This window comes from Chromobacterium violaceum ATCC 12472, from assembly GCF_000007705.1.
Classification (GTDB): Bacteria; Pseudomonadota; Gammaproteobacteria; order Burkholderiales; family Chromobacteriaceae; genus Chromobacterium; species Chromobacterium violaceum.
In genome coordinates, this window is record NC_005085.1 from 2,410,982 (window position 1) to 2,431,826 (window position 20,845).

Genomic DNA, 20,845 nt, shown 5'->3' on the forward strand with positions numbered 1-20,845 from the left:
CGCGGCCGGCCGCGCGCCGGTCGTTCCGATTACCCGCTTTCGGGGAAGCATCGTGTTGAGCATTGAAACCAATCCCTCCGCCGTCGAGCGCGAGCTGCCGCTGTCCGGCTCGCAACTGGGCATCTGGCTAGCGGACCAGATCGCCGAACAGAAAAACACCTACACCGTCGCCCACTGCGTAGCACTGGACGGCGCCATAGACGCCGAGCGGCTGCGCCAGTCCATCCGTTTGGGCCTGGCCGAGGCCGACACTGTCGTTGGCCATTATCTGGAAACGCCGGATGGCCCGGTCTTGCGCTTGCCGCGGGGACTGCGCGCCGAGGATCTGCCTCTTGCCGGCATCCAGGATCTGAGCGCCGAGTCCGATCCGGAAGCGCGCGCGCGCCAGTGGATGCGCGACGATCTGGCCGCCGGGCTGGCGGCCGACGGCGAGCGTCCGCTGTACCTGCACCGCCTGTTCAAGCTGGCGGGCGGCGCCGGCGAGCGCTGGTTCTGGTATCAGCGCTACCACCATGTTTGCGTGGACGGCTACAGCTTCGCCGCGTTGACCCGCCGCATCGCCGACATTTACCAGGCCTTGGGCCGCGGCGAAGCGCCGCCGCCGTCGCCGTTCGTCTCTTTCGCCGCGGTGGCGGCCGAGCGCGAGGCCTACCTGGCCAGCCCGCGCTGCGAGGAAGACCGCGCGTTTTGGCGCGGCTACGCCGCCGCGTTGCCGCCGCCGTCCACCTTGTCGGCGCGCGACGCGCTGGCCGGCGACGGCGCGGCCAATGTCGATGTGCTGCGCCGGCGGTTTGAATTGATCGGCGGCGACGCGCGGGCGCTGGGCGGCCTGGCTGCCGGCTTGGGCGCGCCGCAACTGGCCATGGCTGCCGCTTTCGCCTATCTGGCGAAGATGACGGGCAAAGCGCGGGTGGCGATGGGCATGCCCTTCATGCGGCGGATGGGGTCGGCGGCGCTGCGCGCGACCGGGCCGGTGGTGAATGTGCTGCCGGTGGCGCTGGATGTCAGCGACGGCGACGATCTGGCTACGCTCGCGCGGCGGCTGGCCGACGAATTGAAGCAAGCGCGGCGCCGCGAGCGTTACGACGCCGAGCAGATCCAGCGCGACAGCGGCATGGTCGGATCGCGCCGCGCGCTGTACGGCGCGACGTTGAACCTGAAGATCTATGACCAGTCGCTGCGGTTGGGCGAGGTGGAAGGCGTCACGCTGCCACTGGCGGTGGGGCCGGTCGAAGACATCGAATTCGGCATCTGGCAGCAGGGCGAGGCGCTGGTGGTGGAGCTGAGCGCCAATCCGGCGCGCTACGACGCGGCGGAGCTGGAATGGCATGCCTGGCGGCTGCGCGGCTTCATCGCCGCTTTGGCCGGCGGCGCGAAGGTGGGCGACGCGCCATTGCATAGCGCCGCGGAGAAGGCCGCGTTGGACGAATGGTCGCGCGGTCCGCGCGTCAACGCGCCGGCCGGCGTGCGCACGGCGATGGACGTGTTCCTGGCCAGCGCCGCGCAATGCGAAAACGAAACCGCGCTGGTCTGCGGCGACGAGCGGCTGAGCTATGGCGAGCTGTCGGCCCGCGTCGCGCAATTGGGGCGCGAACTGCTGGCGCGCGGCATTGGCGACGGCAGCGTGGTCGGCGTCGCCGTGCCGCGCAGCGTCGACACCGTGGTGTCGATACTGGGCACGCTGGCGGCCGGCGCCGCCTTCCTGCCGCTGGATCTGGATTATCCGCCCGAGCGGCTGGCGATGATGTGCGAGGACGCCGCGCCGGCCTTGTTGTTGACCCGCTCCGACGTTTGCGGCCGGCTGCCGGACCTGCCGGCGCTGTGCCTGGATGATGGCGAGGTCCGCGCGCGGTTGGCCGCCCGCTCCGCCCAGCCGCTGGACGACGCGGAACGGCTGCGTCCGCTGAATGGCGACCGGCTGGCCTACATGATCTACACCTCCGGCTCCACCGGGAAGCCGAAAGGCGTGATGATCGCCCACGCCAGCTTCCTCAACCTGCTGCTGAGCCAGCAGACTGGACTGTTCGGCGACTTCGTCCGCGGCCGGGGCCGCCGAGTGCGCACGATGCAGACCGCCTCGCTGTCCTTCGACGGCGCGCTGGAGCAGTTGTTCTGGCTGTTGATGGGCCAGGAAGTGCATTTGTGCGACGAGGAATTGCGCCGCGACGCCCAGCAGCTGGTGGAGCTGGTGCGCCGCGAGCGCATCGACGAGATGGACGTGCCGCCGTCGCTGCTGCGGCAGATGCTGGATTGCGGCCTGATGGACGACGGCCATTGGCAGCCCGGCATGGTGATGGTGGGCGGCGAGGCGGTGCCGCCTGCGCTGTGGAAGGAGATGCGCGGCTACACGCAGCTGCATTTCCATAATTTCTACGGCCCGACCGAATACACGATCTCCGCGCTGGGCGCGCCGGGGACCATCGCCGAGGAGCCAGTGGTGGGCCGGCCGGTGGCCAATACCCGCGCGCTGGTGCTGGACGCCGCGCTGCGTCCGGTGGCGATAGGCGTGGCCGGCGAGTTGTATCTGGCCGGCGACGGCCTGGGACTTGGGTATCTGAACCGCCCGTCGCTGACCGCGTCGCGCTTCGTCGCCAGCCCCTTCGGCGACGGCGAGCTGATGTACCGCACCGGCGACCTGGTGCGCTGGAACGCCCATGGCCAGATGGATTTCATCGGCCGCGTCGACCACCAGATCAAGGTGCGCGGCTTCCGCATCGAGATGGGCGAGGTCGAGCACGCGCTGGCCAGCCTCCCCGGCGTCAACGCCGCCGTGGCGCTGGCCGAAGCGGTCGGCGGCAGCCACCGCCTGATCGCCTACTGCACGATGGCCGAGGCCGGCCGCCATGAGGAGGCGGGGCTGTCCGCCGCGCTGTTGGCGCAGCTGGCGGAAACGCTGCCCGACTACATGGTGCCGTCGGCGCTGGCGGTGCTGCCGGAATGGCCGGTCAACATCAACGGCAAGATAGACCGCAAGGCGCTGCCGGCGATCCGGCCGCAGAACGCCGCTTCTGGCCGCGAACCGGCCAACGAGGCCGAGCGCCTGCTGTGCGCGGCGGTGGCCAGAGTCTTGAATCTGGAGCAGACCGGCCCCGACGACGATTTCTTCCAGCTGGGCGGCGACAGCATCTCGGCGATGAGCCTGGGCACCGAGCTGCGCCGCGCCGGCTTCCTGCTGCGTCCGCGCGACGTGTTCGCCAAGCGCACGCCAGCCGGCATGGCCGCGGCGCTGAAGCCCTTGGCCGCCGCCAATCCGGCGGCCGACGACAAGGCAGGCCCGGTGGGCAAGCTGCCCATCGTCAGCTGGTTCGCCGAGCAATACGGCATGGCCAGCCGCTTCGTGCAGGGCGTGTGGCTGAAGGCGCCGGCGGCGCTGAGTGCCGAGCAGCTGGCCGCCGGCCTCTTGGCCTTGCAGCGCGCCCACTCCGCCTTGCGCAGCCGCGCTGCCGACGGCCAGCTGCATATCGATGCCGCGCCGGCCGCGCTGGACGCGCGCATGCTGATCGAGGCGGCCGCGGACGCGACGCCGGACAGCCTGTTCGAAACCGCCTGCGCGCGGTTGGACCCAGCGGACGGCGTGATGCTGCACGCGGCCTTGCGGGATGGCGCGGATGGCAAGCACGTGCTGCTGGCCATCCACCACCTGGCGGTGGACGGCGTGTCATGGCGCGCGCTGCTGCCGGAACTGCAGGCCGCGTGCGAAGCGGCGATGGCCGGGCAGCGCGCCCAGCTGCCGCGCGAGGAGTTCGGCCTGCGCGAATGGGCGAAAACGCTGGCGGCCCAGGCGCCGGCCCGCCGCGGCGAGTTGGCGATGTGGCGCGGCATGCTGGCCGAGCCGGCCGACGCGCTGAGCGCCAAGGCGCTGGACGCCGTCCGCGACCGCCACGAGACGGCCCGCCACCAGCGCGCGCTGCTCGGCGAAGCGGCCAGCGCGGCGCTGTTGCAGCGGCTGCCCAATGCTTGCCGCGCGACGGTGGAGGAAATCCTGCTGGCGGCGCTGCTGCTGGCCTGCCGCGGCGAATTCGACGCGCGGCGCTTGCGCGTCGGCCTGGAGTCGCACGGCCGCCACGCCGGCGACGACGGCATCGACCTGGGCCGCGCCGTGGGCTGGCTGACCGCCGAGTACCCGGCGCTGTTCGACCTGTCGGCGCAGCCGGCCGGCGACGCCGCGGCCTTGGCGGCGCTGCGCGCGGTCAAGCGCGTGATGCGGGCGATACCGGACCACGGCCTCGGCTACGGCGTGCTGCGTTATCTGGACGAAGAGCACGGCCCGGCGCTGGGCGCGCTGGAGGCGCAAAACCGCCCGACACTGCTGTTCAACTACCTGGGCCGCTTCCAGTCCGGCGACGGCGAATGGACGCCGTTGGCGGCCGGCGGCCGCTTCGCCGACGCCTTCGCCGTCGACATCGATCCGGCCCTGCCGCTGCAGTACGGACTGGAGGCCAATGTCTTCATCGACGAGTCCGGCGCCGCGCCGCGCGTGGCGGTCAATTGGACTTGGGCCTACGCGCTGTATGGCGCCGACACCATAGCCCGTCTGGGACAGCGGATGGACAGCGCCATCGCCGCGCTGGCCCGTCTGGCCGAACGCGATCCGTTGGCCGCGGCGGACACCTTGGTGGCCGCCGAGACGCGGAGCGGCAATGGCGCGCCGTTGGCCGACGCCGAGCTGGCGGCGCTTTGCGCCCGCCACGGCCGCCTGGCCGCCGCGCTGCCGGTGCTGCCGCTGCAGCAGGGCCTGCTGTTCCACGCCCAGCTGGGAGAGGCGGCCGGCAAGTACAACTCCATCACCCGCGTCACCTTCGAAGGACCGCTGGATGCCGACAGGCTGCGCGCGTCGCTGGCGGCGGTATTGCGCCGCCACCCGCAGCTGGCTGCCGGCTTCGACAGCGAGGCCCAGGCCGAGCCGCTGCAGTTGCTGCCGCTTGTTCTGCCTGAATGGCCGTGGCGCGAGCTGGAGCTGGCGGCGACCGCTGACGAGACGCAAGCCTTGCAGGCGCTGGAGCAGGAAGAACTGGACCGCGATTTTGCGGTCGGCGGCCCCGGCGACGGTCCGCTGCTGCAGGCCACGCTGGCGCGTCACGGCGGCCAGTCCACGCTGTTCCTGACCGCGCATCATTTGATTGTCGATGGTTGGTCCACGCCCATCCTGCTGCGCGATCTGCTCGCCGCCTATGGCGACGGGCCGGACACGCTGCCGCCCATCCGCGTCGACTACCCCAGCGTGGTGCGCGCGCTGGCGGCGCGCGACCTGACGCCGGCGCGCCAGCTGTGGCTGCGGACGCTGGACGGCGTCAAGCCGACGTTGTTGTTCGGCCAGCAGACGGCCGCGCCGGAAGTGCGGGAATTCGAACTGGTGCTGCCGCAAGCGCTGGAAGACGCGCTGACCGAGCGCTGCCGCGAACGCGGCCTCACGCTGAACACCGCGCTGCAGGGCATGTGGGGCGCGCTGCTGTCGGTGCTGACTGGCCGCAACGACGTGGTGTTCGGCTCGCCGGTGTCGGGCCGCTTCAGCGCGGTGGACGGCGTGGATGAGCATATCGGCCTGTTCAGCAACACCATCCCGGTGCGGGTGGCCCTGCGGCCGGACGCGCCGCTGTGGGAGCAGCTGGCCGATCTTCAGGCGCGGCAGATCCGCTTGCTGGAGCATGACGGCATCGGGCTGGGCGAAATCCAGCGCTTGGCCGGCGCGACCACGCTGTTCGACACGCTGCTGGTGGTGGAAAACTACCCGGACCAGGACATGCAGTCGCGCGACTACCACGGCGCGCGCATCGCAGCGCTGCGCAATCGCGGCCATACCCACTATCCGCTGACCGTGCTGGCGCTGCCGGGCGACGGGCTGCGCCTGTTGATCGAGTACCGCAACCTGGTGAAGCAGCCGCAACAACTGGCCGAACGCATGTTGGCGCTGCTGGAGCATCTGGCTTATCAGCCGGAACTGCCGTGGTCGGCCTTCAACCCGCTGACCGGCGCAGAGCGCGAGCTGATCGAGCAAGTCAACGCCACCGCCGCGGCGATACCGGAAGCCACGCTGCCGTCGCTGCTGGCGGCGCAGGCCGCCAGGACGCCGGACGCGCCGGCGCTGCTGGACGAGGCGCGCGCCCTCAGTTATGCCGAAACCCGCGCCCAGGTCGGCCATCTGGCCGGCCGGCTGGCAGAGGCCGGGGTCAAGCCGGGCGACATCGTCGCCGTGGCCTTGCCGCGCTCGGCGCATCTGAGCCTGGCCTTGATGGCGGCGCAAGAGGCCGGCGCCGCCTATCTGCCGCTGGACACCGGCTACCCGGACGAGCGGCTGGCCTATATGGTGGCCGACGCCAAGCCGGCGTTGATCGTCACCTGCGCCGAGCTGGCGCCGCGCTTCGCCGCGATGGGCACGCTGCTGCTGCAGGACGAGCTGGCGGCCGAGCCGCAGGCCTTCGACGCGCCGGCGCTGACGCCGGACCACGCCGCCTATCTGCTGTACACCTCCGGCTCCACCGGCCGGCCCAAGGGCGTACTGGTCTCGCACCGCGCCATCGTCAACCGCCTGCTGTGGATGCAGCACGAGTACGGGCTGGGCGCGGACGATGTGGTGCTGCAGAAGACGCCTTGCAGCTTCGACGTGTCGGTGTGGGAATTCTTCTGGCCGCTGATCGTCGGCGCCAAGCTGTTCATGGCGCCGCCGGACGCCCACCGCGATCCGGAGGCGCTGCTGGAACTGATCGCCGCGCGCGGCGTCACCACCTTGCACTTCGTCCCGTCGATGCTGGCGGCGCTGCTGGCTCACATGCAGGGAGACGCGGCGGCGCGTTCGGCCCAGACGGCCAGCTTGCGCCGGGTGTTCTGCAGCGGGGAGGCCTTGTCGCGCGAGTTGGCCGACGGCTATGCAGGCCTGATAGACGCGCCGCTGCACAATCTGTACGGCCCGACCGAGGCGGCGGTGGACGTCAGCTACCAGCCGGCGGCCAAGCCGGCGCCGGAATCGGCCAGCGTGCCCATCGGCCTGCCGGTGTGGAACACCGCGCTGCGCATTCTGGACGTCGCGTTGCGGCCGGTGCCGGTCGGCGCGCCGGGCGAACTCTATCTGTGCGGTGTGCAACTGGCCCACGGCTATCTGGGCCGGCCGGACCTGACCGCCAGCCGCTTCATCGCCGACCCGTACGCCGACGGCGAACGGATGTACCGCACCGGCGACATCGCGCGCTGGCTGCTGGACGGCGTCGTCGAGTACCTGGGCCGCTGCGACGACCAGCTGAAGATACGCGGCCAGCGCGTCGAGCTGGGCGAGATCGAGGCGGCGCTGCTCTCGCAGCCGGGCGTGGCCCGCGCGGTGGTCCATGCCCGCGCGCTGGGCGGCCAGGCGGCCCACGCCGCCGGCGCCGACAACCGCCAGTTGGTCGGCTACGTGATCGCGTCCGATCCGGACAACCCGCCTGATGCCGATACGCTGCGCGCGGCGCTGGCCAAGGTTTTGCCGGCTCATATGGTGCCGGTGGCGGTGATGCGGCTGGCGGACTTCCCGCTCAGCGCCAACGGCAAGCTGGATCGCAAGGCGCTGCCGGAGCCGTCGGCTGCGGCGCCGACCGATGGCCGCGAGCCGCGTCCAGGCCTGGAAAGCCGCATCGCCGCGCTGTTCGCCGAAATATTGGAACGCGACGCGGTGCGCGCCGACGACGACTTCTTCGCGCTGGGCGGCCATTCGCTGCTGGCGATGCGGCTGGCGGCCGCGCTGCGCCGCGAACTGAAGCTGCCGGTGTCGGTCGGCCAGATCATGAGCTCGCCGACGGTGGCCAAGCTGGCGGCGGTGCTGTCCGACAGTGGCCTCATGTCCGACCCGGCGCTGGCCGGCTTCGGCGAGGTGCTGCCGTTGCGCGCCGGCAAGGGGCGGCCGCTGTTCTGCATTCACCCGGCCTCCGGCTTCGCTTGGCAGTACAGCGGCTTGTCGCGCCATCTGCGGCCAGGCCTCGCGCTGGTGGGCCTGCAGTCGCCGCGTCCGGACGGCGCCATCGCCCGCTGCGCCGACATGGACGAGGTGTGCGAACGCCATCTGGCCAATTTGCGCCGCATCCAGCCGCAAGGGCCATACCATTTGATCGGTTATTCGCTGGGCGGCACGGTGGCGCAGGCGCTGGCGGCCAAGCTGCGGCAGCAGGGCGAGGAGGTGGCCTTCCTGGGCCTGCTCGACACCTATCCGCCGGAGGGCCAGGACTGGAACGGCCCGACCGAGGAAGAAGCCAAGGCTGAAGTGGCGCGCGAGCAGGAGCAGTTCATGTCCGCCACCGAGGATGCCGCCGACGCCTTCATGCGGCGCGAAAAAACCGAGATGTTCGGCCACATCGTCGCCAACTACCAGGACGCGGTGCGGCTGCTGTCGCAAGCGCGCACGCCGCGCTACGACGGCGAGGCCACGCTGTTCGTCGCCCGCCGCACCTTGCCCGATGGCATGGACGTGCGGGAAACCTGGCGGCCGCACCTGGCCGGCCTAACCGTCCATGAGCTCGACTGCGCGCACGAGGATATCGTGTCGCCGCAGTCGCTGGAGACCTTGGGGCCCTTGCTGGACGGCATCTTGAAGGAGGTGGACAGCCTGGGGTAATCGATCCCGGCAAATGAAAATGGCCCCGCGAGGGGCCATTTTTCATGGCGGGACGGCAAGACGTGTTCAGCGCGGAATTACCATCGGCGTATGGCTGACCGGGTCGTCGATGATCAGGCAGGGCAGGCCGAATACCTGCTCGATCAGCTCGGCGCTGACGATGCGCGACGGCGCGCCTTCGGCGACGATGCGGCCGTCTTTCATCGCGATCAGGTGGGTGGCGTAGCGGCAGGCGTGGTTGATGTCGTGCAGCACCGCCACCAGCGTGCGGCCGCCGTCGCGGTTGAGCGTGCGGAACAGCTCCAAGAGTTCGATCTGGTGGGCGATGTCCAGGTAGGTGGTGGGTTCGTCCAAAAGCAGCAGCGGCGTCTGCTGGGCCAGCGCCATCGCCACCCAGGCGCGCTGGCGCTGGCCGCCGGACAGCTCGTCCACCAGCCGGTCGGCCAGTTCGGCGGTGCCGGTGGCTTTCAGCGCCTCGTCGACCGCGGCTTCGTCGTCGCGGCTCCATTGCCGCAGCAGGCCCTGGTGCGGGTAGCGGCCGCGCGCCACCAGGTCGGCCACGGTGACGCCGTCGGGCGCGACGGCGCTTTGCGGCAGCAGGCCCAATTGGCGCGCCACCGTCTTGGCCGGCTGGCTGTGGATGTCGCGGCCGTCCAGCCGCACCTGGCCGTCCAGCGGCTTGAGCAGGCGGCTGAGGCTGCGCAGCAGCGTGGATTTGCCGCAGCCGTTGGGGCCGATGACGACGGTGAAGGAACCGTCGGGAATCCGCAGGTCCAGCCGCTCGCAAATCACACGTTCGCGGTAGCCCAGCCGCAGGCTGTCGCCGGAGAGACGCGGCAGTCCTGCAACGGGCGCGGCGGAATCAACGGCGGCGGGGCTGAGCTTGAAGGACAGGGTGGTCACGGTTTCGCGCCTCCGGTTTGGCGCAGCAGCAGCCACAGCAGGTACAGGCCGCCGATGCAGATGGTGACGACGCCAACCGGCAGTTGGCGCGGGTAGAACAGATGCTGCGCGGCGTAGTCGGCCGCCAACAGCAGCAGCGCGCCGGTCCAGGCGGCGGTAAGCGGGCTGGTGGCGCGCGCGCGCTGCAGGCGCTGGGCGATCTGCGGCGCGGCCAGCGCGATGAAGGAAATCGGCCCGGCGGCCGCGGTGGCGGAGGCGATCAGCGCCACGCCCAGGCCCATCAGCGTCAGCCGGGTGCGCTCGGCCGGCACGCCCAGCGCGCAGGCGCAGTCGTCGCCCATTTCCAAGAGCCGCATCCGCGGCTTCAGCGCCATCGCCGCCAGCATGGCCAGCAGGCAGAACAGCGCCGAGGGCAGGCCCTTGCTCCAGGTCATGCCGTTGAGCGTGCCGGCGCCCCAGATGGCGGCGCTCATCGCCGATTCCAGACTGGCGTTGATCAGCAGCCAGCTGTTGAGCGCGCTCAGCATGGCGCTGACGGCGATGCCGACGATGATCAGCCTGAGCCCGTGCGCGCCGCGCTTCCATGCCAGCAGGTAAACCAGCGCGGCGGAGGCCAGGCCGCCGGCCAGCGCGCCGCCGGCGATCTGGAAATGGCTGCCGCCGATGGTGGTGATCACCAGCAGCGCGCCGGTGTAGGCGCCGGTGTTGAAGCCCACCACGTCGGGACTGCCCAGCGGATTGCGCAGCAAGGACTGGAAAATCGCGCCGCTCATGCCCAGCGCCGCGCCGATCGCCAGCGCCATCGCCACCCGAGGCAGCCGCCATTGCTGCACCACCGCCACGTTCAGCCGGCTGCCGCGGCCTTGCAAGGCCGCCCAGACCTGCTCGATGCTCAGGTGCAAGGCGCCTGCGCGCAGGCTGATCAGCGCCAGTGCGGCGCAGGCCGCCATCAGCAGCAGCCCAGGCCACAACCGGTCCAGCCTCAGGCGGAGGTTGAAGCGGCCGTCGGGATGGCCCAGTCGCAGTGCCATCGCTTTCATGTCCGGCCTCCCGCGCCGCCGTGGCCGCGCGCCAGCCAGATCAGCGCCGGCGCGCCGATGAAGGCGGTGACGATGGACACGCGCAGCTCGCCCGGCGTCAGCAGCCGGCCGGCGATGTCGGAGGCCAGCAGCAAGATGGGGGCGAGCAGGGCGGTGAAGGGCAGGCTCCAGCGCAGGTCGGCGCCGCCCAGCCGGCGCGCGACGTGCGGAATCATCAGGCCGACGAAGCCTATCGGCCCGGCGACGGCGGTACTGGCGCCGGACAGCAGCGTGACGGCGGCCACGGTTCCGCCCTGGATCAGCAGCGGACGGCCGCCCAGGCTGACCGCGAGGTCGGTGCCCAGGCCCATCGCGTTCAACGGGCGGGCCAGCAGCAGCGCCAGCAGGCCGCCGGCCAGGATGGCGGGCGCCGCCAGCGCGACGGCGGACATGTCGCGCACGTCCAGCGTGCCGGCGTTCCAGTAGCGCAGCCGGTTGAAGGCGATGGGATCGAGCAGGGTGATGGCGGCCGACAGGCCCATCAGCACCGCGCCGACGGCGACGCCTGCCAGCACGATGCGCAGCGGATCGGCGCGGCGGCCGCGCGCGCCGACGAGGTAGACCAGCAGCGTCGCGCACAGCGCGCCCGCCGCCGCGCAGGCCATGTAGCCGCCTTGGCTGTCCACGGCAAGGAAGGCGACGCCCAGCACCATGGCGAAGCTGGCGCCGGCGTTGACGCCGAGCACGCCGGGATCGGCCAGCGGATTGCGGGTCAGCGCCTGGATCAGCGCGCCGGACAGCCCCAGCGCCGCGCCGGCCAGCAGGCCCAGCAGCGTGCGCGGCAGCCGGCCTTGCAGCACGATCACGCTGTCCGGGCCGTAGTCGCGGCCCAGCAGGCTGTTCCAGACGGTGGCGAGCGGAATCGGCTTGGCGCCCAGGACCAGGCTCAGCGTGGCGGCGACGGCCAGCAGCGCCAGGCAGGCCAGCAACAGGGCGGCGCGGCGTCCGGAGACGGAGCTTGTCTGCATAATCAAATGAAAATGATTCCTAATAACAACTGCCGATGTTACCATGCCTGTCACATGAAGGGACAGGCCCATGGCGCGGCTTGTCATCTCAGCCTGCGGCGCGCATGCCGCTCTTGATCGAACCACTGCATTGAGAACATGAAAAAATCGCCCATCTTCGTCGATTTCAGCCTGCTCAGGCTGAATCCGCATTTCCGCTCCATCTTCATCGCCCGGATGATCTCGGTGTTCGCCTTCGGCATCCTGATGGTGGCGGTACCAGTGCAGATCCATCAACTGACCGGCTCCACGCTGCAGGTGGGCGCGGCGATGGCGTTGGACGGCATCGGCATGTTCGCCGGCCTGATGTGCGGCGGCGTGCTGGCCGACCGCATGGACCGCCGCCGGCTGATCCTGCTGGGCCGCACCTCCTGCGGCCTGGGCTTCCTGGCGCTGGCCTTGAACGGCTTCATGACCAACCCGTCGGTGACGGCGCTGTACGTGGTGTCCACCTGGGACGGCTTCTTCAGCGGCATCGGCATCACCTCGCTGATGGCGTCCATCCCGGTCATCGTCGGGCGCGAGAATCTGCCGGCCGCCGGCGCGCTGAGCATGCTGACCGTGCGCTTCGGCGCGGTGCTGTCGCCATTGCTGGGCGGCCTGATCATCACCGCCGCCGGCGTCAACTGGAACTACCTGCTGGCCGGCATCGGCACGCTGGCCACCCTGATTCCGCTGACCCGTCTGCCTTCGCTGAAGCCGCAAAACGCTGAGCCATCCCATCCGTTGCGGTCCTTGATGGAAGGCTTCGAATTCCTGTGGCAGAACAAGGTGGTCGGCGCGGTGGTGGCGGTGGGCACGCTGCAGACGCTGTTGAGCGCGGTGCGGGTGCTGTACCCGTCGCTGGCCGAGGACGGCTACGGCGGCGGCGCGTTCGAAGTGGGCCTGATGTATTCGGCGGTGCCGTTGGGCGCGATGCTGGGCGCCTTCACCAGCGGCTGGGTGGGCGGCCTCAGCCGTCCCGGCGCGATGATGCTGGCCTGCGTCACCGCCTCGTCGCTGGCCATCGCGTCCTTGGGCGCTTTCACCCATCTGGCCTACGGCCTGGCGGCGCTGGTGGTGCTGGGCTATCTGGGCTCCATCGCCTCGCTGCTGCAGTTCACGCTGGTGCAGGGCCAGACGCCGGACCATCTGCTGGGCCGGGTCAACAGCCTGTGGAACGCGCAGGACGTGGTGGGCGACAGCCTCGGCGCGCTGGGCCTGGGCGCATTGGCCCGCGCGTTGGCGCCGCTGATGGCGGTGGCCTGGTTCGGCGCCGGCGCGGCCGCGGCGGGTTTGCTGATGTGCGCGGGCTTCGGCTCGCTGCGCCGTCTTCCCGGCGGACATCAGCAAGACGAGGCGGAGGGCGAGCCGGCGGAGCAGGCGGCGGGCTCTTGAGCCTGAGGCGGGAGTCATGAAAAAAGCGGACCCAGGGTCCGCTTTTTTCATGCGCCGCGTATCTGGCCGATGCTAATGGGTCTGTCCGGCGCCCGCGGATTTCTGCACCAGGAACGGCGTGATGGTATTGATGACGCCGTCCAGCTGCAGCGATTCACCGGCAAAGTACTGGATGCCCCGCAGTTTTTTGACCTGCCTGTCGTCTATCTTGACGCCGGGCTTGTTGCCCGCCATCACGCTGCTCAGCATGGCCATGTTTTGCAGGAGCCTGCCGTCTGCCTGGGCCAGGTCCATTCTGACCAGGAACATCCCGTCGACGGCCAGGCCGCACTCGATCTTGATCTTGTCCAGCGTGATGTTCTTTTCTAAAAATGGCGTCAGCATGGTGTAGCCGACATATTGCAGGCTGTCTCCGGTGATGGAGTTGGCCTGCAGCGTTTTTGCGCGGTCGAAGTGATAGCGGAAAAGCGAGTCCTTATCGTATTCCGCGCCCTCCGGCAGGCTGAATTCCCAGCCGTCCTGGCCATGCTTCACCGTAAGAACCGATTCCGGCGCGCTGCGGCCGATCGCGCCCTGAAAGGTGCCGGCCAAGTCGTCAAGACAGGCTGGTTCGTCGGCGAAAGAAAAAGGGGAGAGCAAGCAGAGGCAGAAGAAGGCAGTGATTTTTTTCATGAGGGAAGCCGAGGTTTGTGCGGCGTCTAGCCGGCAAGTTTTCGATGGCGCTTTCAATCCCTGAATGGCTGGAGCGATTCGGCGCGGTCGGCAAAAGCTTTGGAAGGTATCTGTGAATCAAGCCATTGGCAATGAGAATGTCTTGCCTGGGCGTTTGAGCCGGGACGATGGCAACGGGGCCAGCCGCGTCATCGAGTGGGAGATTTTTCAAAGGCTGCCCGCGCGATACCGCTGAGCTGGCGCCATCCCCGTTGAGTCTGCGGGGATGGCCTGGGCGGGCGATTTTCTAAGCAAACTGCTTGCGCAGCCGCGCCAGCAGATTGCGCGCGCTGTAGTAGTCCAGGCGGAAGGTGTCCAGGCCGGCGGCGTACACCTGTTTGGCTTTCACCGCCGGGTTGCCGGCCAGGAAGGGGTTGGCCAGCACCTGCGGCACCTGGTCATGGTCGGCGTTGAACAGGATCATCGATCGGCCGCGCAGGCCGTCGGCGAACTTCTCGCCGGTCAGCTGGATGATGTCGCGGCGCACGCCCATGCTGGTATTGCCCTTGACGCTGTCGGGCGCGGTCGCCAGTTCAAAGCCCAGCGACTGCAGCAGCTTGCCCTGCGCCGATTGGGGCGTCCACAGATTGGCGCCGGAGCCGTCCTCGTAATAGACCAGCGCCGCCGTCGGCTGCGGCGGCAGCTTCAGCGCTGCCTTCACCTGGGCCGCTTCGGCGTCGAAGCCGGCGATGGCGGCGCGGGCGTCGGCGTCGCGGCCGGTGGCCCGGCCCAGCAGCGTCGCCAGCTCCTGCCAGCTCTTGTCGTCGTAATTCACCACCAAGGTCGGGGCCATCTGGCTCAATTGCTCGTACAGCTTCAGCGCCGAGTCGCCGCCGGTGCCGGCCATCACGATCAGGTCCGGCTGGGCGGCGATGATGGCCTCGGCGTTGGGCTCGCCCTGGTAGAGCGGCGTCACGCCGCGCTGCTTGGCCACCGCGCTCCATTGGGTGAAGAAGCCTTGCTCGTCGGTGACTTTGGAGTGGGCGGCGCTGGCGCCGCTGGCGACCACCGGCGCGTGGATGGCGAGCAGGGTGCCGGTCAGCGTCACGCTGGTCGAGACGATGCGCTGCGGCATCTTGTCCAGCGTCAGCTTGCCCTTGGGCGTGTCCAGCGTGCGCGGCCAGCCGGCGGAGGCGGCCGCCGCGTCGCCGGACTGGGCGGGGGCGTCGCAGGCCGAGAGCAGGATGGCGAGGCTGGCGGCGACGGCCAGGCGCAGCGCGTCGCGGCGCGTGGCGTTGGAAAGCGGCATGATGGTGTTCCTTTGCATTCGGGAGCGTGTGGCGATTTTATTGCAAGTGATAAGTATTATCATTAACATTGTCGCCCATGCCAAGATTCCCGTCTTCATTCGGGAAATCTGCCTGCAAGCTCATGCGAGCGGCGGACGAGCGGCGGGCGCTTCGCCCGGGCTCGACGCCGTTTGGACACTGGACTCGATTGAGCCCGGAGCGAGAGCCGTCAAGCCCCGTTGTCGATGACAGCATGCGTCCGCGCGCACATCGGATGGGGGGATGGTTTCCGTTTTCGCGGCTGGAATGCACTGGAATATGCGGATATTGACGGTTGTTGCGATGGCGGCGAGCCTGGCCGGCTGCGGGGCGGCGGAGCGGACGCCGGAGGCGGGCAAGCCCCCCGAGGTGGGCGTGGTGAGGCTGGAAGCGAAGGATGTGGCGATACGGGCCGAGCTGGCCGGCCGCACCGTCGCCTACCGCAGCGCCGAAGTCAGGCCGCAGGTGAACGGCATCGTGCTGAAACGGCATTTCACCGAGGGCAGCCTGGTCAAGGCCGGCGACCTGCTGTACCAGATCGACCCGGCCGGCTATCAGGCGGCCTTGCGGCAGGCGGAGGCGACGCTGGCCTCCGCCCGCGCCGCGCTGGGCAGCCTGAAGGGCCGGGCCGAGCGCTATGCCGAGCTGGCCAAGATAGACGGCGTCAGCCGTCAGGAGCGGGAGGAGGCGGATGCCGACTATCGCAAGGGTTTGGCTGCGGCGAAAGCCGGCGAGGCGGCGGTGGCGGCGGCCAGGGTGGATGTGTCGCGCACCCGCGTGCTGGCGCCGATTTCCGGCCGCATCGGCCGCTCCGCCGTCAGCGAGGGCGCTTTGGTCACTTCGGGCCAGAGCGCGGCGTTGGCCACCATCCAGCAGCTGGACCCGATGTACGTGGACATCGTCCAGTCCAGCCAGGATCTGCTGGCGTTCAAGCGCCGGCAGGCCGACGGCGAGCTTGAGCCGGCCGGCGCGGCCGCCAGGCTGAAACTGGAGGACGGCGCGCCTTACCGGCATCCCGGCAAGCTGCGCTTCACCGAATTGAACGTCGACCGCGTGTCCGGCGCGGTGACCTTGCGCGCCGAATTCCCCAACCCCGAAGGCCTGCTGCTGCCCGGCATGTATGTGCGCGCCGAGCTGGAGCAGGGCGTGCGCCGCCAGGCGGTATTGGCGCCGCAGCAAGGCGTGGCGCGCGACGACAAGGGCCGCGCCACCGCCCTGGTGCTGGGCGCCGGCGACAAGGTGGAGCAGCGGCTGTTGACGACCGAGGGCACCCACGGCGCCTACTGGCTGGTGACCGCAGGACTGAAAGCCGGCGACCGCCTGATCGTCGACGGCCTGCAGCGCGCCCGCCCGGGCGAGGCGGCCAAGCCGGTGGCCTTGCCGGCCTATGCCGGAAGGAGCTGAGCGATGCTGGCGCGTTTCTTCATAGACCGCCCGGTCTTCGCCTGGGTGCTGGCCATCGTCATCATGCTGGCCGGCCTGTTCGCGCTGCGCGCGCTGCCGGTGTCGCAATATCCGGACATCGCCCCGCCCACGGTGATGGTCAGCGCCAGCTACCCCGGCGCCTCGGCCCAGGTGGTGGAGACCAGCGTGATCCAGGTGCTGGAGCAGGAGCTGAAGGGCCTGGACAATCTGATGTATTTCAGCTCCACCAGCTCCTCGTCCGGCCAGGCCGAGATCATGCTCACCTTCCGCCAGGGCGCGAATCCCGACACCGCCCAGGTGCAGGTGCAGAACAAAGTCAGCCAGATGCTGGCGCGGCTGCCGCAGCAGGTGCAGCAGAACGGCCTGTCGGTGCAGAAGATGCAGGGCGACTTCCTGCTGATCGCTTCCTTTTACGATATCAGCGGCCAGCGCGGCGACACCGACATCGCCGACTGGCTGGCCAGCAATATCCAAGACCCATTGAGCCGGGTGGACGGCGTCGGCTCGGTGCGGGCCTTCGGCGCGCCGTACGCGATGCGGATATGGCTGGACCCGCACAAGCTCAACAGCTACGGCCTGATTCCGTCCGATGTCAGCGCCGCCGTTTCCAAGCAGAACACCGAAGTCTCGGTCGGCGAGCTGGGCGCTTTGCCGTCGCCGCCGGGCCAGCAGCTCAACGCGATGGTCACCGCCTGGTCGCGCTTGTCCACGCCGGAGCAGTTCCGCGGCATCGTCGTCAAGGCGCTGCCGGACGGCGGCGCGGTGCGGCTGGGCGACGTGGCGCGGGTGGAGCTGGGGCAGGAGGATTACGGCAGCAGCTCGCGGCTGAACGGCCATCCGGCCTCCGGCCTGGCGGTGATGCTGGCGCCGGGCGCCAACGCGCTGGCCACCGCCGAGGCGGTGAAGGCCCGCGTCGCCGAGTTGCAGCGCAATTTCCCGCCCGGCATCCGCGTCGCCTATCCGGAGGACACCACCCATTTTGTCCGGCTGTCGATACGCGCGGTGATGGAAACGCTGCTGGAGGCGGTGGCGCTGGTGGTGCTGGTGATGTTCGTGTTCCTGCGCAACTGGCGCGCCACGCTGATCCCGGCGCTGACGGTGCCGGTGGTGCTGCTGGGCACCTTCGGCGTGCTGGCGGCCGCCGGCTTCGGCATCAACACGCTGACGCTGTTCGGCATGGTGCTGGCCATCGGCCTGTTGGTGGACGACGCCATCGTGGTGGTGGAGAACGTCGAGCGGGTGATGCATGAGCAAGGCGTGGACGCGCATGCGGCCACCGTCCGCTCGATGGGCGAGATCGGCGGCGCGCTGGTCGGCATCGGCCTGGTGCTGGGCGCGGTGTTCTTGCCCATGGCCTTCTTCGGCGGCTCGGTCGGCGTCATCTACCGCCAGTTCTCGATCACCATCGTCGCGGCGATGGCGCTGTCGGTGCTGACCGCGCTGACCTTGACGCCTGCCTTGTGCGCGACGCTGCTGCGGCCGGAAAAACCATCGGACAACGGCCCGCTGGCCGCGTTCGAGCGCCGCTTCCTGCGTCTGCAGTCGGCCTATGCCGAGCGCTGGCTGCCGGCTTGGCTGCGCCGTCCCTTGCGCGGCGGCCTGGTCTACCTGGCGCTGGCCGCCGGCCTGGCCGCGTTGTATCCGCAACTGCCCACGGCTTTCATCCCGGACGAGGACCAGGGCACGGTGATGGTGCAGTTCACGCTGCCCACCGGCGCCACCCACGAGCGCGCCGACAAGGTGGCGCGCGCGGTGGAGCAGCATTTCCTGGTGACCGAGAAGGCCAATGTGGAATCGGTGTACATGCTGTCCGGCTTCAGCTTCGGCGGCTCCGGCCAGAATGCCGGCATGGCTTTCGTCGCGCTGAAAGACTGGTCGCTGCGGCCGGGCGCCGGCAACAGCGCGCAGGCGATCGCCGACCGCGCCACCGCCGCGCTGGCCTCTCAGCGCGACGCCGAGGTGTTCGGCATGGTGCTGCCGCCTATCGGCGGCCTGGGGCAGACCAACGGCTTCGAATTCTGGCTGCAGGACGCGTCAGGCATGGGGCGCGAAGGCTTGGCCAAAGCGCGCGACCAATTGCTGAAGGCCGCGCAGGGCGACGACAGGCTGAGCGCGGTGCGCTCCGGCGCCGCCGACGACAAGCCGCAGCTGCGGTTGGACGTCGACCAGAGCAAGGCCGCCGCGTTGGGGCTGGATCTGGCCAATGTCGCCGACACGCTGGGCGCGGCCTGGGGCGGGCGCTACATCAACGATTTTGTCGACCGAGGCCGGGTGAAGAAGGTGATGATGCAGGCCGACGCGCCGTATCGTTCCAAGCCCGAGGATCTGGGCCTGTGGTTCGTCCGCGGCGCGGACGGCGCGATGACGCCGTTTTCCGCCTTCGCCCGCGCGCGCTGGGAATACGGCCCGGCGCAGCTGAGCCGCTACAACGGCTTGCCGGCGCTGCCGCTGTCCGGCTCGGCCGCCGCCGGAATCAGTTCCGGCGAGGCGATGCGGGCGGTGGAAGCGATAGCCGGCAAGCTGCCGGGCACCCAGTACGAATGGAGCGGCCTGTCCTACCAGGACCGGTTGTCCAGCGGCCAGACGCCGCTGCTGTACGCGGTGTCGATATTGTTCGTCTTTCTGTGCCTGGCGGCGCTGTACGAAAGCTGGCTGGTGCCGTGCGCTGTTATGACGGCGATTCCGCTCGGCGTGCTGGGCGCGGTGCTGGCGGTGATGGCGCGCGGCCTCGCCAACGACATTTACTTCCAGGTGGGCCTGCTGGCGACGATAGGCCTGTCGGCCAAGAACGCCATTCTGATCATCGAGTTCGCCGAGGCGGCGATCCGGCGCGGCGACGATGCGCTGAGCGCGGCGCTGGCCGCCGCCCGCCAACGGCTGCGGCCTATCTTGATGACCTCGCTGGCTTTCGGGGTCGGCGTGGCGCCGCTGGTCTGGGCCGGCGGGCCGGGCGCCGGCAGCCAGAACGCCATCGGCGCGGCGGTGCTGGGCGGCGTGCTGTCCGCCACGTTGTTGACTCTGTTCTTCGTGCCGCTGGCGCATGTGTTGATCCGGGGCCTGGCCGGCCGCGTCGCAGAGCGGCGCTGGAAGCCGGCGGAGGCGCGGCCATGAAGCGGGCTTTCTGCTTATTGATGGGCGCGGCTTTGGCTGGCTGCGCGTCGCCGCAGCCGGATTACCAACGGCCCGCCGCGCCGGTGCCGGCGCATTGGCCGGCGGCGGACGCGGAAAGCGGTCAGGCCGATATCGCCTGGCGGCGCTTCTTCGTCGACGACGGCCTGCGCGAAACCATCGCCCAGGCATTGGCCAACAACCGCGATTTGCGCGTAGCCGCCGCCAATGTCCAGGCGGCGCGGGCGCAGTACCGGATACTGGACGCGGCGCGGCTGCCGGCCGTGCAGCTGCAGGGCAAGTCCGACCGCCAGCTGACCCGCGGCGGCGATCCGTCGCTGGCGGCGGACAGCCGCGGCGTCAGCGCCGGGCTGGGCGTCAGCGCGTTCGAGCTGGATCTGTTCGGCCGGGTGCGGAGCCTGAGCGACGCGCAATGGCGGCGCTATCTGGCCAGCGAGGCCGGCGCGCAGGCGGCGCGGGTCAGCCTGATCGCGGAAACCGCCAACGCCTACCTGACATTGGCCGCCGACCGCAGCCAGCTGGCCGCGGCGCGGACGACGCTGCGAAGCGCCGAGCGCTCGCTGGAACTGACGCGCGAGCGGCTGCGGCTGGGGGCGTCTTCCGCGCTGGATGTCAGCGCCATGGAAACGGTGCGGCAGCAGGCGCGGGCCGATGTCGCCCGCTACCAAGGCCAGGCGGAGCGGGACCGCCTGGCGCTGCAATTGCTGGTCGGCGCGGAACTGGACCAGACGCGGGTGCCGGCGGCGCTGGAGGACAGGCCGTACACGCTGGCGGCGCTGCCGGCGGACGCGCCGGCCGATGCCTTGCTGCGCCGGCCGGATGTCCGCCAGGCGGAAAATCTGCTGCGGGCCGCCCATGCCGACGTGGACGCCGCGCGGGCGGGCCTGTGGCCCAAGCTGGGGCTCAGCGCCAGCTCAGGGCTGAGCGGCGTGACGCTGGCCGGGCTGCTGAACGCGCCGGCGCGGGCCTTGAGCCTGGCGCTGGACGCCAGCTTGCCGGCGCTTGACGGCGGCGCGGCGAAGGCTGGAGTCGATCAGGCAGAGGCGCAGCGCCTGGCGGCGCTGGCCGCCTACGAGAAAGCTTTGCAGAACGGCTTCCGTGAAGTGGCTGGCGCCTTGAGCCAGCGCCAGGCGCTGGCGGAGGAGAAACAGGCGCGGCAGGCCGCGCTCGCCAGCGCGGAGGGCTCGCTGCGGCTGGCGGAGGCGCGCTATCGGCAGGGGCTGGACGGCTATCTGAGCCTGCTGGAGGCGCAGCGGACGGCGCAGGCGGCGCGCCTGCAGTGGATCGGCGCCCACCTGGCCGAAGCGGAGAATATGGCGGCGCTGTACCGGTCTCTGGGCGGCGGGCTGGAGAGCTGATCCCGCCGCGGCC

At 70.1% G+C, this 20,845-nt stretch carries 10 protein-coding genes; 5 read left to right on the forward strand and 5 right to left on the reverse strand.

What is annotated here, in order from left to right; all coding sequences use genetic code 11:
- The first annotated feature begins 52 nt into the window (after positions 1-52).
- Positions 53-8,575, forward strand: a complete 8,523-nt coding sequence (locus tag CV_RS10965; RefSeq protein WP_227590032.1) for an amino acid adenylation domain-containing protein — start codon at positions 53-55, stop codon at positions 8,573-8,575.
- A gap of 66 nt (positions 8,576-8,641) precedes the next feature.
- Here the strand turns inward: CV_RS10965 and CV_RS10970 are convergent, their stop codons facing one another.
- From CV_RS10970 to fepD, 3 genes are read right to left on the reverse strand one after another with little or no spacing between them, the layout of a single operon-like run.
- The gene (locus CV_RS10970) at positions 8,642-9,478 is read right to left on the reverse strand and encodes an ABC transporter ATP-binding protein (RefSeq protein WP_011135781.1); all 837 of its coding nucleotides are present in this window, start codon (positions 9,476-9,478) and stop codon (positions 8,642-8,644) included.
- Entirely contained in the window at positions 9,475-10,518 is a 1,044-nt protein-coding gene (fepG, locus tag CV_RS10975) for an iron-enterobactin ABC transporter permease (protein ID WP_011135782.1), read from the reverse strand. Before fepG ends, CV_RS10970 begins: the two co-directional genes overlap by 4 nt.
- Positions 10,515-11,525, reverse strand: coding sequence for a Fe(3+)-siderophore ABC transporter permease (gene fepD, locus CV_RS10980; RefSeq protein WP_052278808.1), 1,011 nt, complete (start codon positions 11,523-11,525; stop codon positions 10,515-10,517). The genes fepG and fepD overlap by 4 nt, the downstream gene beginning before the upstream one ends.
- A gap of 138 nt (positions 11,526-11,663) precedes the next feature.
- On the opposite strand from fepD, the gene entS reads away from it, so the two are divergent.
- Positions 11,664-12,941, forward strand: coding sequence for an enterobactin transporter EntS (entS, locus tag CV_RS10985; protein ID WP_011135784.1), 1,278 nt, complete (start codon positions 11,664-11,666; stop codon positions 12,939-12,941).
- Positions 12,942-13,013: 72 nt separating this feature from the next.
- Here the strand turns inward: entS and CV_RS10990 are convergent, their stop codons facing one another.
- Together CV_RS10990 and fepB are read right to left on the reverse strand one after the other, a co-directional pair.
- Entirely contained in the window at positions 13,014-13,670 is a 657-nt protein-coding gene (locus CV_RS10990; protein WP_011135785.1) for a hypothetical protein, read from the reverse strand.
- A 229-nt stretch (positions 13,671-13,899) separates the two neighbouring features.
- Complete coding sequence (gene fepB / locus CV_RS10995; protein ID WP_043596081.1) at positions 13,900-14,901, reverse strand: Fe2+-enterobactin ABC transporter substrate-binding protein; 1,002 nt, start codon at positions 14,899-14,901, stop codon at positions 13,900-13,902.
- 298 nt (positions 14,902-15,199) lie between these two features.
- Between fepB and CV_RS11005 the strand changes: the two genes are divergently transcribed.
- From CV_RS11005 to CV_RS11015, 3 genes are read left to right on the forward strand one after another with little or no spacing between them, the layout of a single operon-like run.
- Complete coding sequence (locus CV_RS11005; protein ID WP_043596087.1) at positions 15,200-16,324, forward strand: efflux RND transporter periplasmic adaptor subunit; 1,125 nt, start codon at positions 15,200-15,202, stop codon at positions 16,322-16,324.
- A 3-nt stretch (positions 16,325-16,327) separates the two neighbouring features.
- A complete protein-coding gene (locus CV_RS11010; protein ID WP_011135788.1) occupies positions 16,328-19,456 on the forward strand; it encodes an efflux RND transporter permease subunit in 3,129 nt (1,042 codons plus the stop codon).
- Positions 19,453-20,832 (forward strand): efflux transporter outer membrane subunit, encoded by a 1,380-nt coding sequence (locus CV_RS11015; protein WP_011135789.1) that lies wholly within the window; start codon positions 19,453-19,455, stop codon positions 20,830-20,832. Before CV_RS11010 ends, CV_RS11015 begins: the two co-directional genes overlap by 4 nt.
- Positions 20,833-20,845 lie beyond the last annotated feature (13 nt).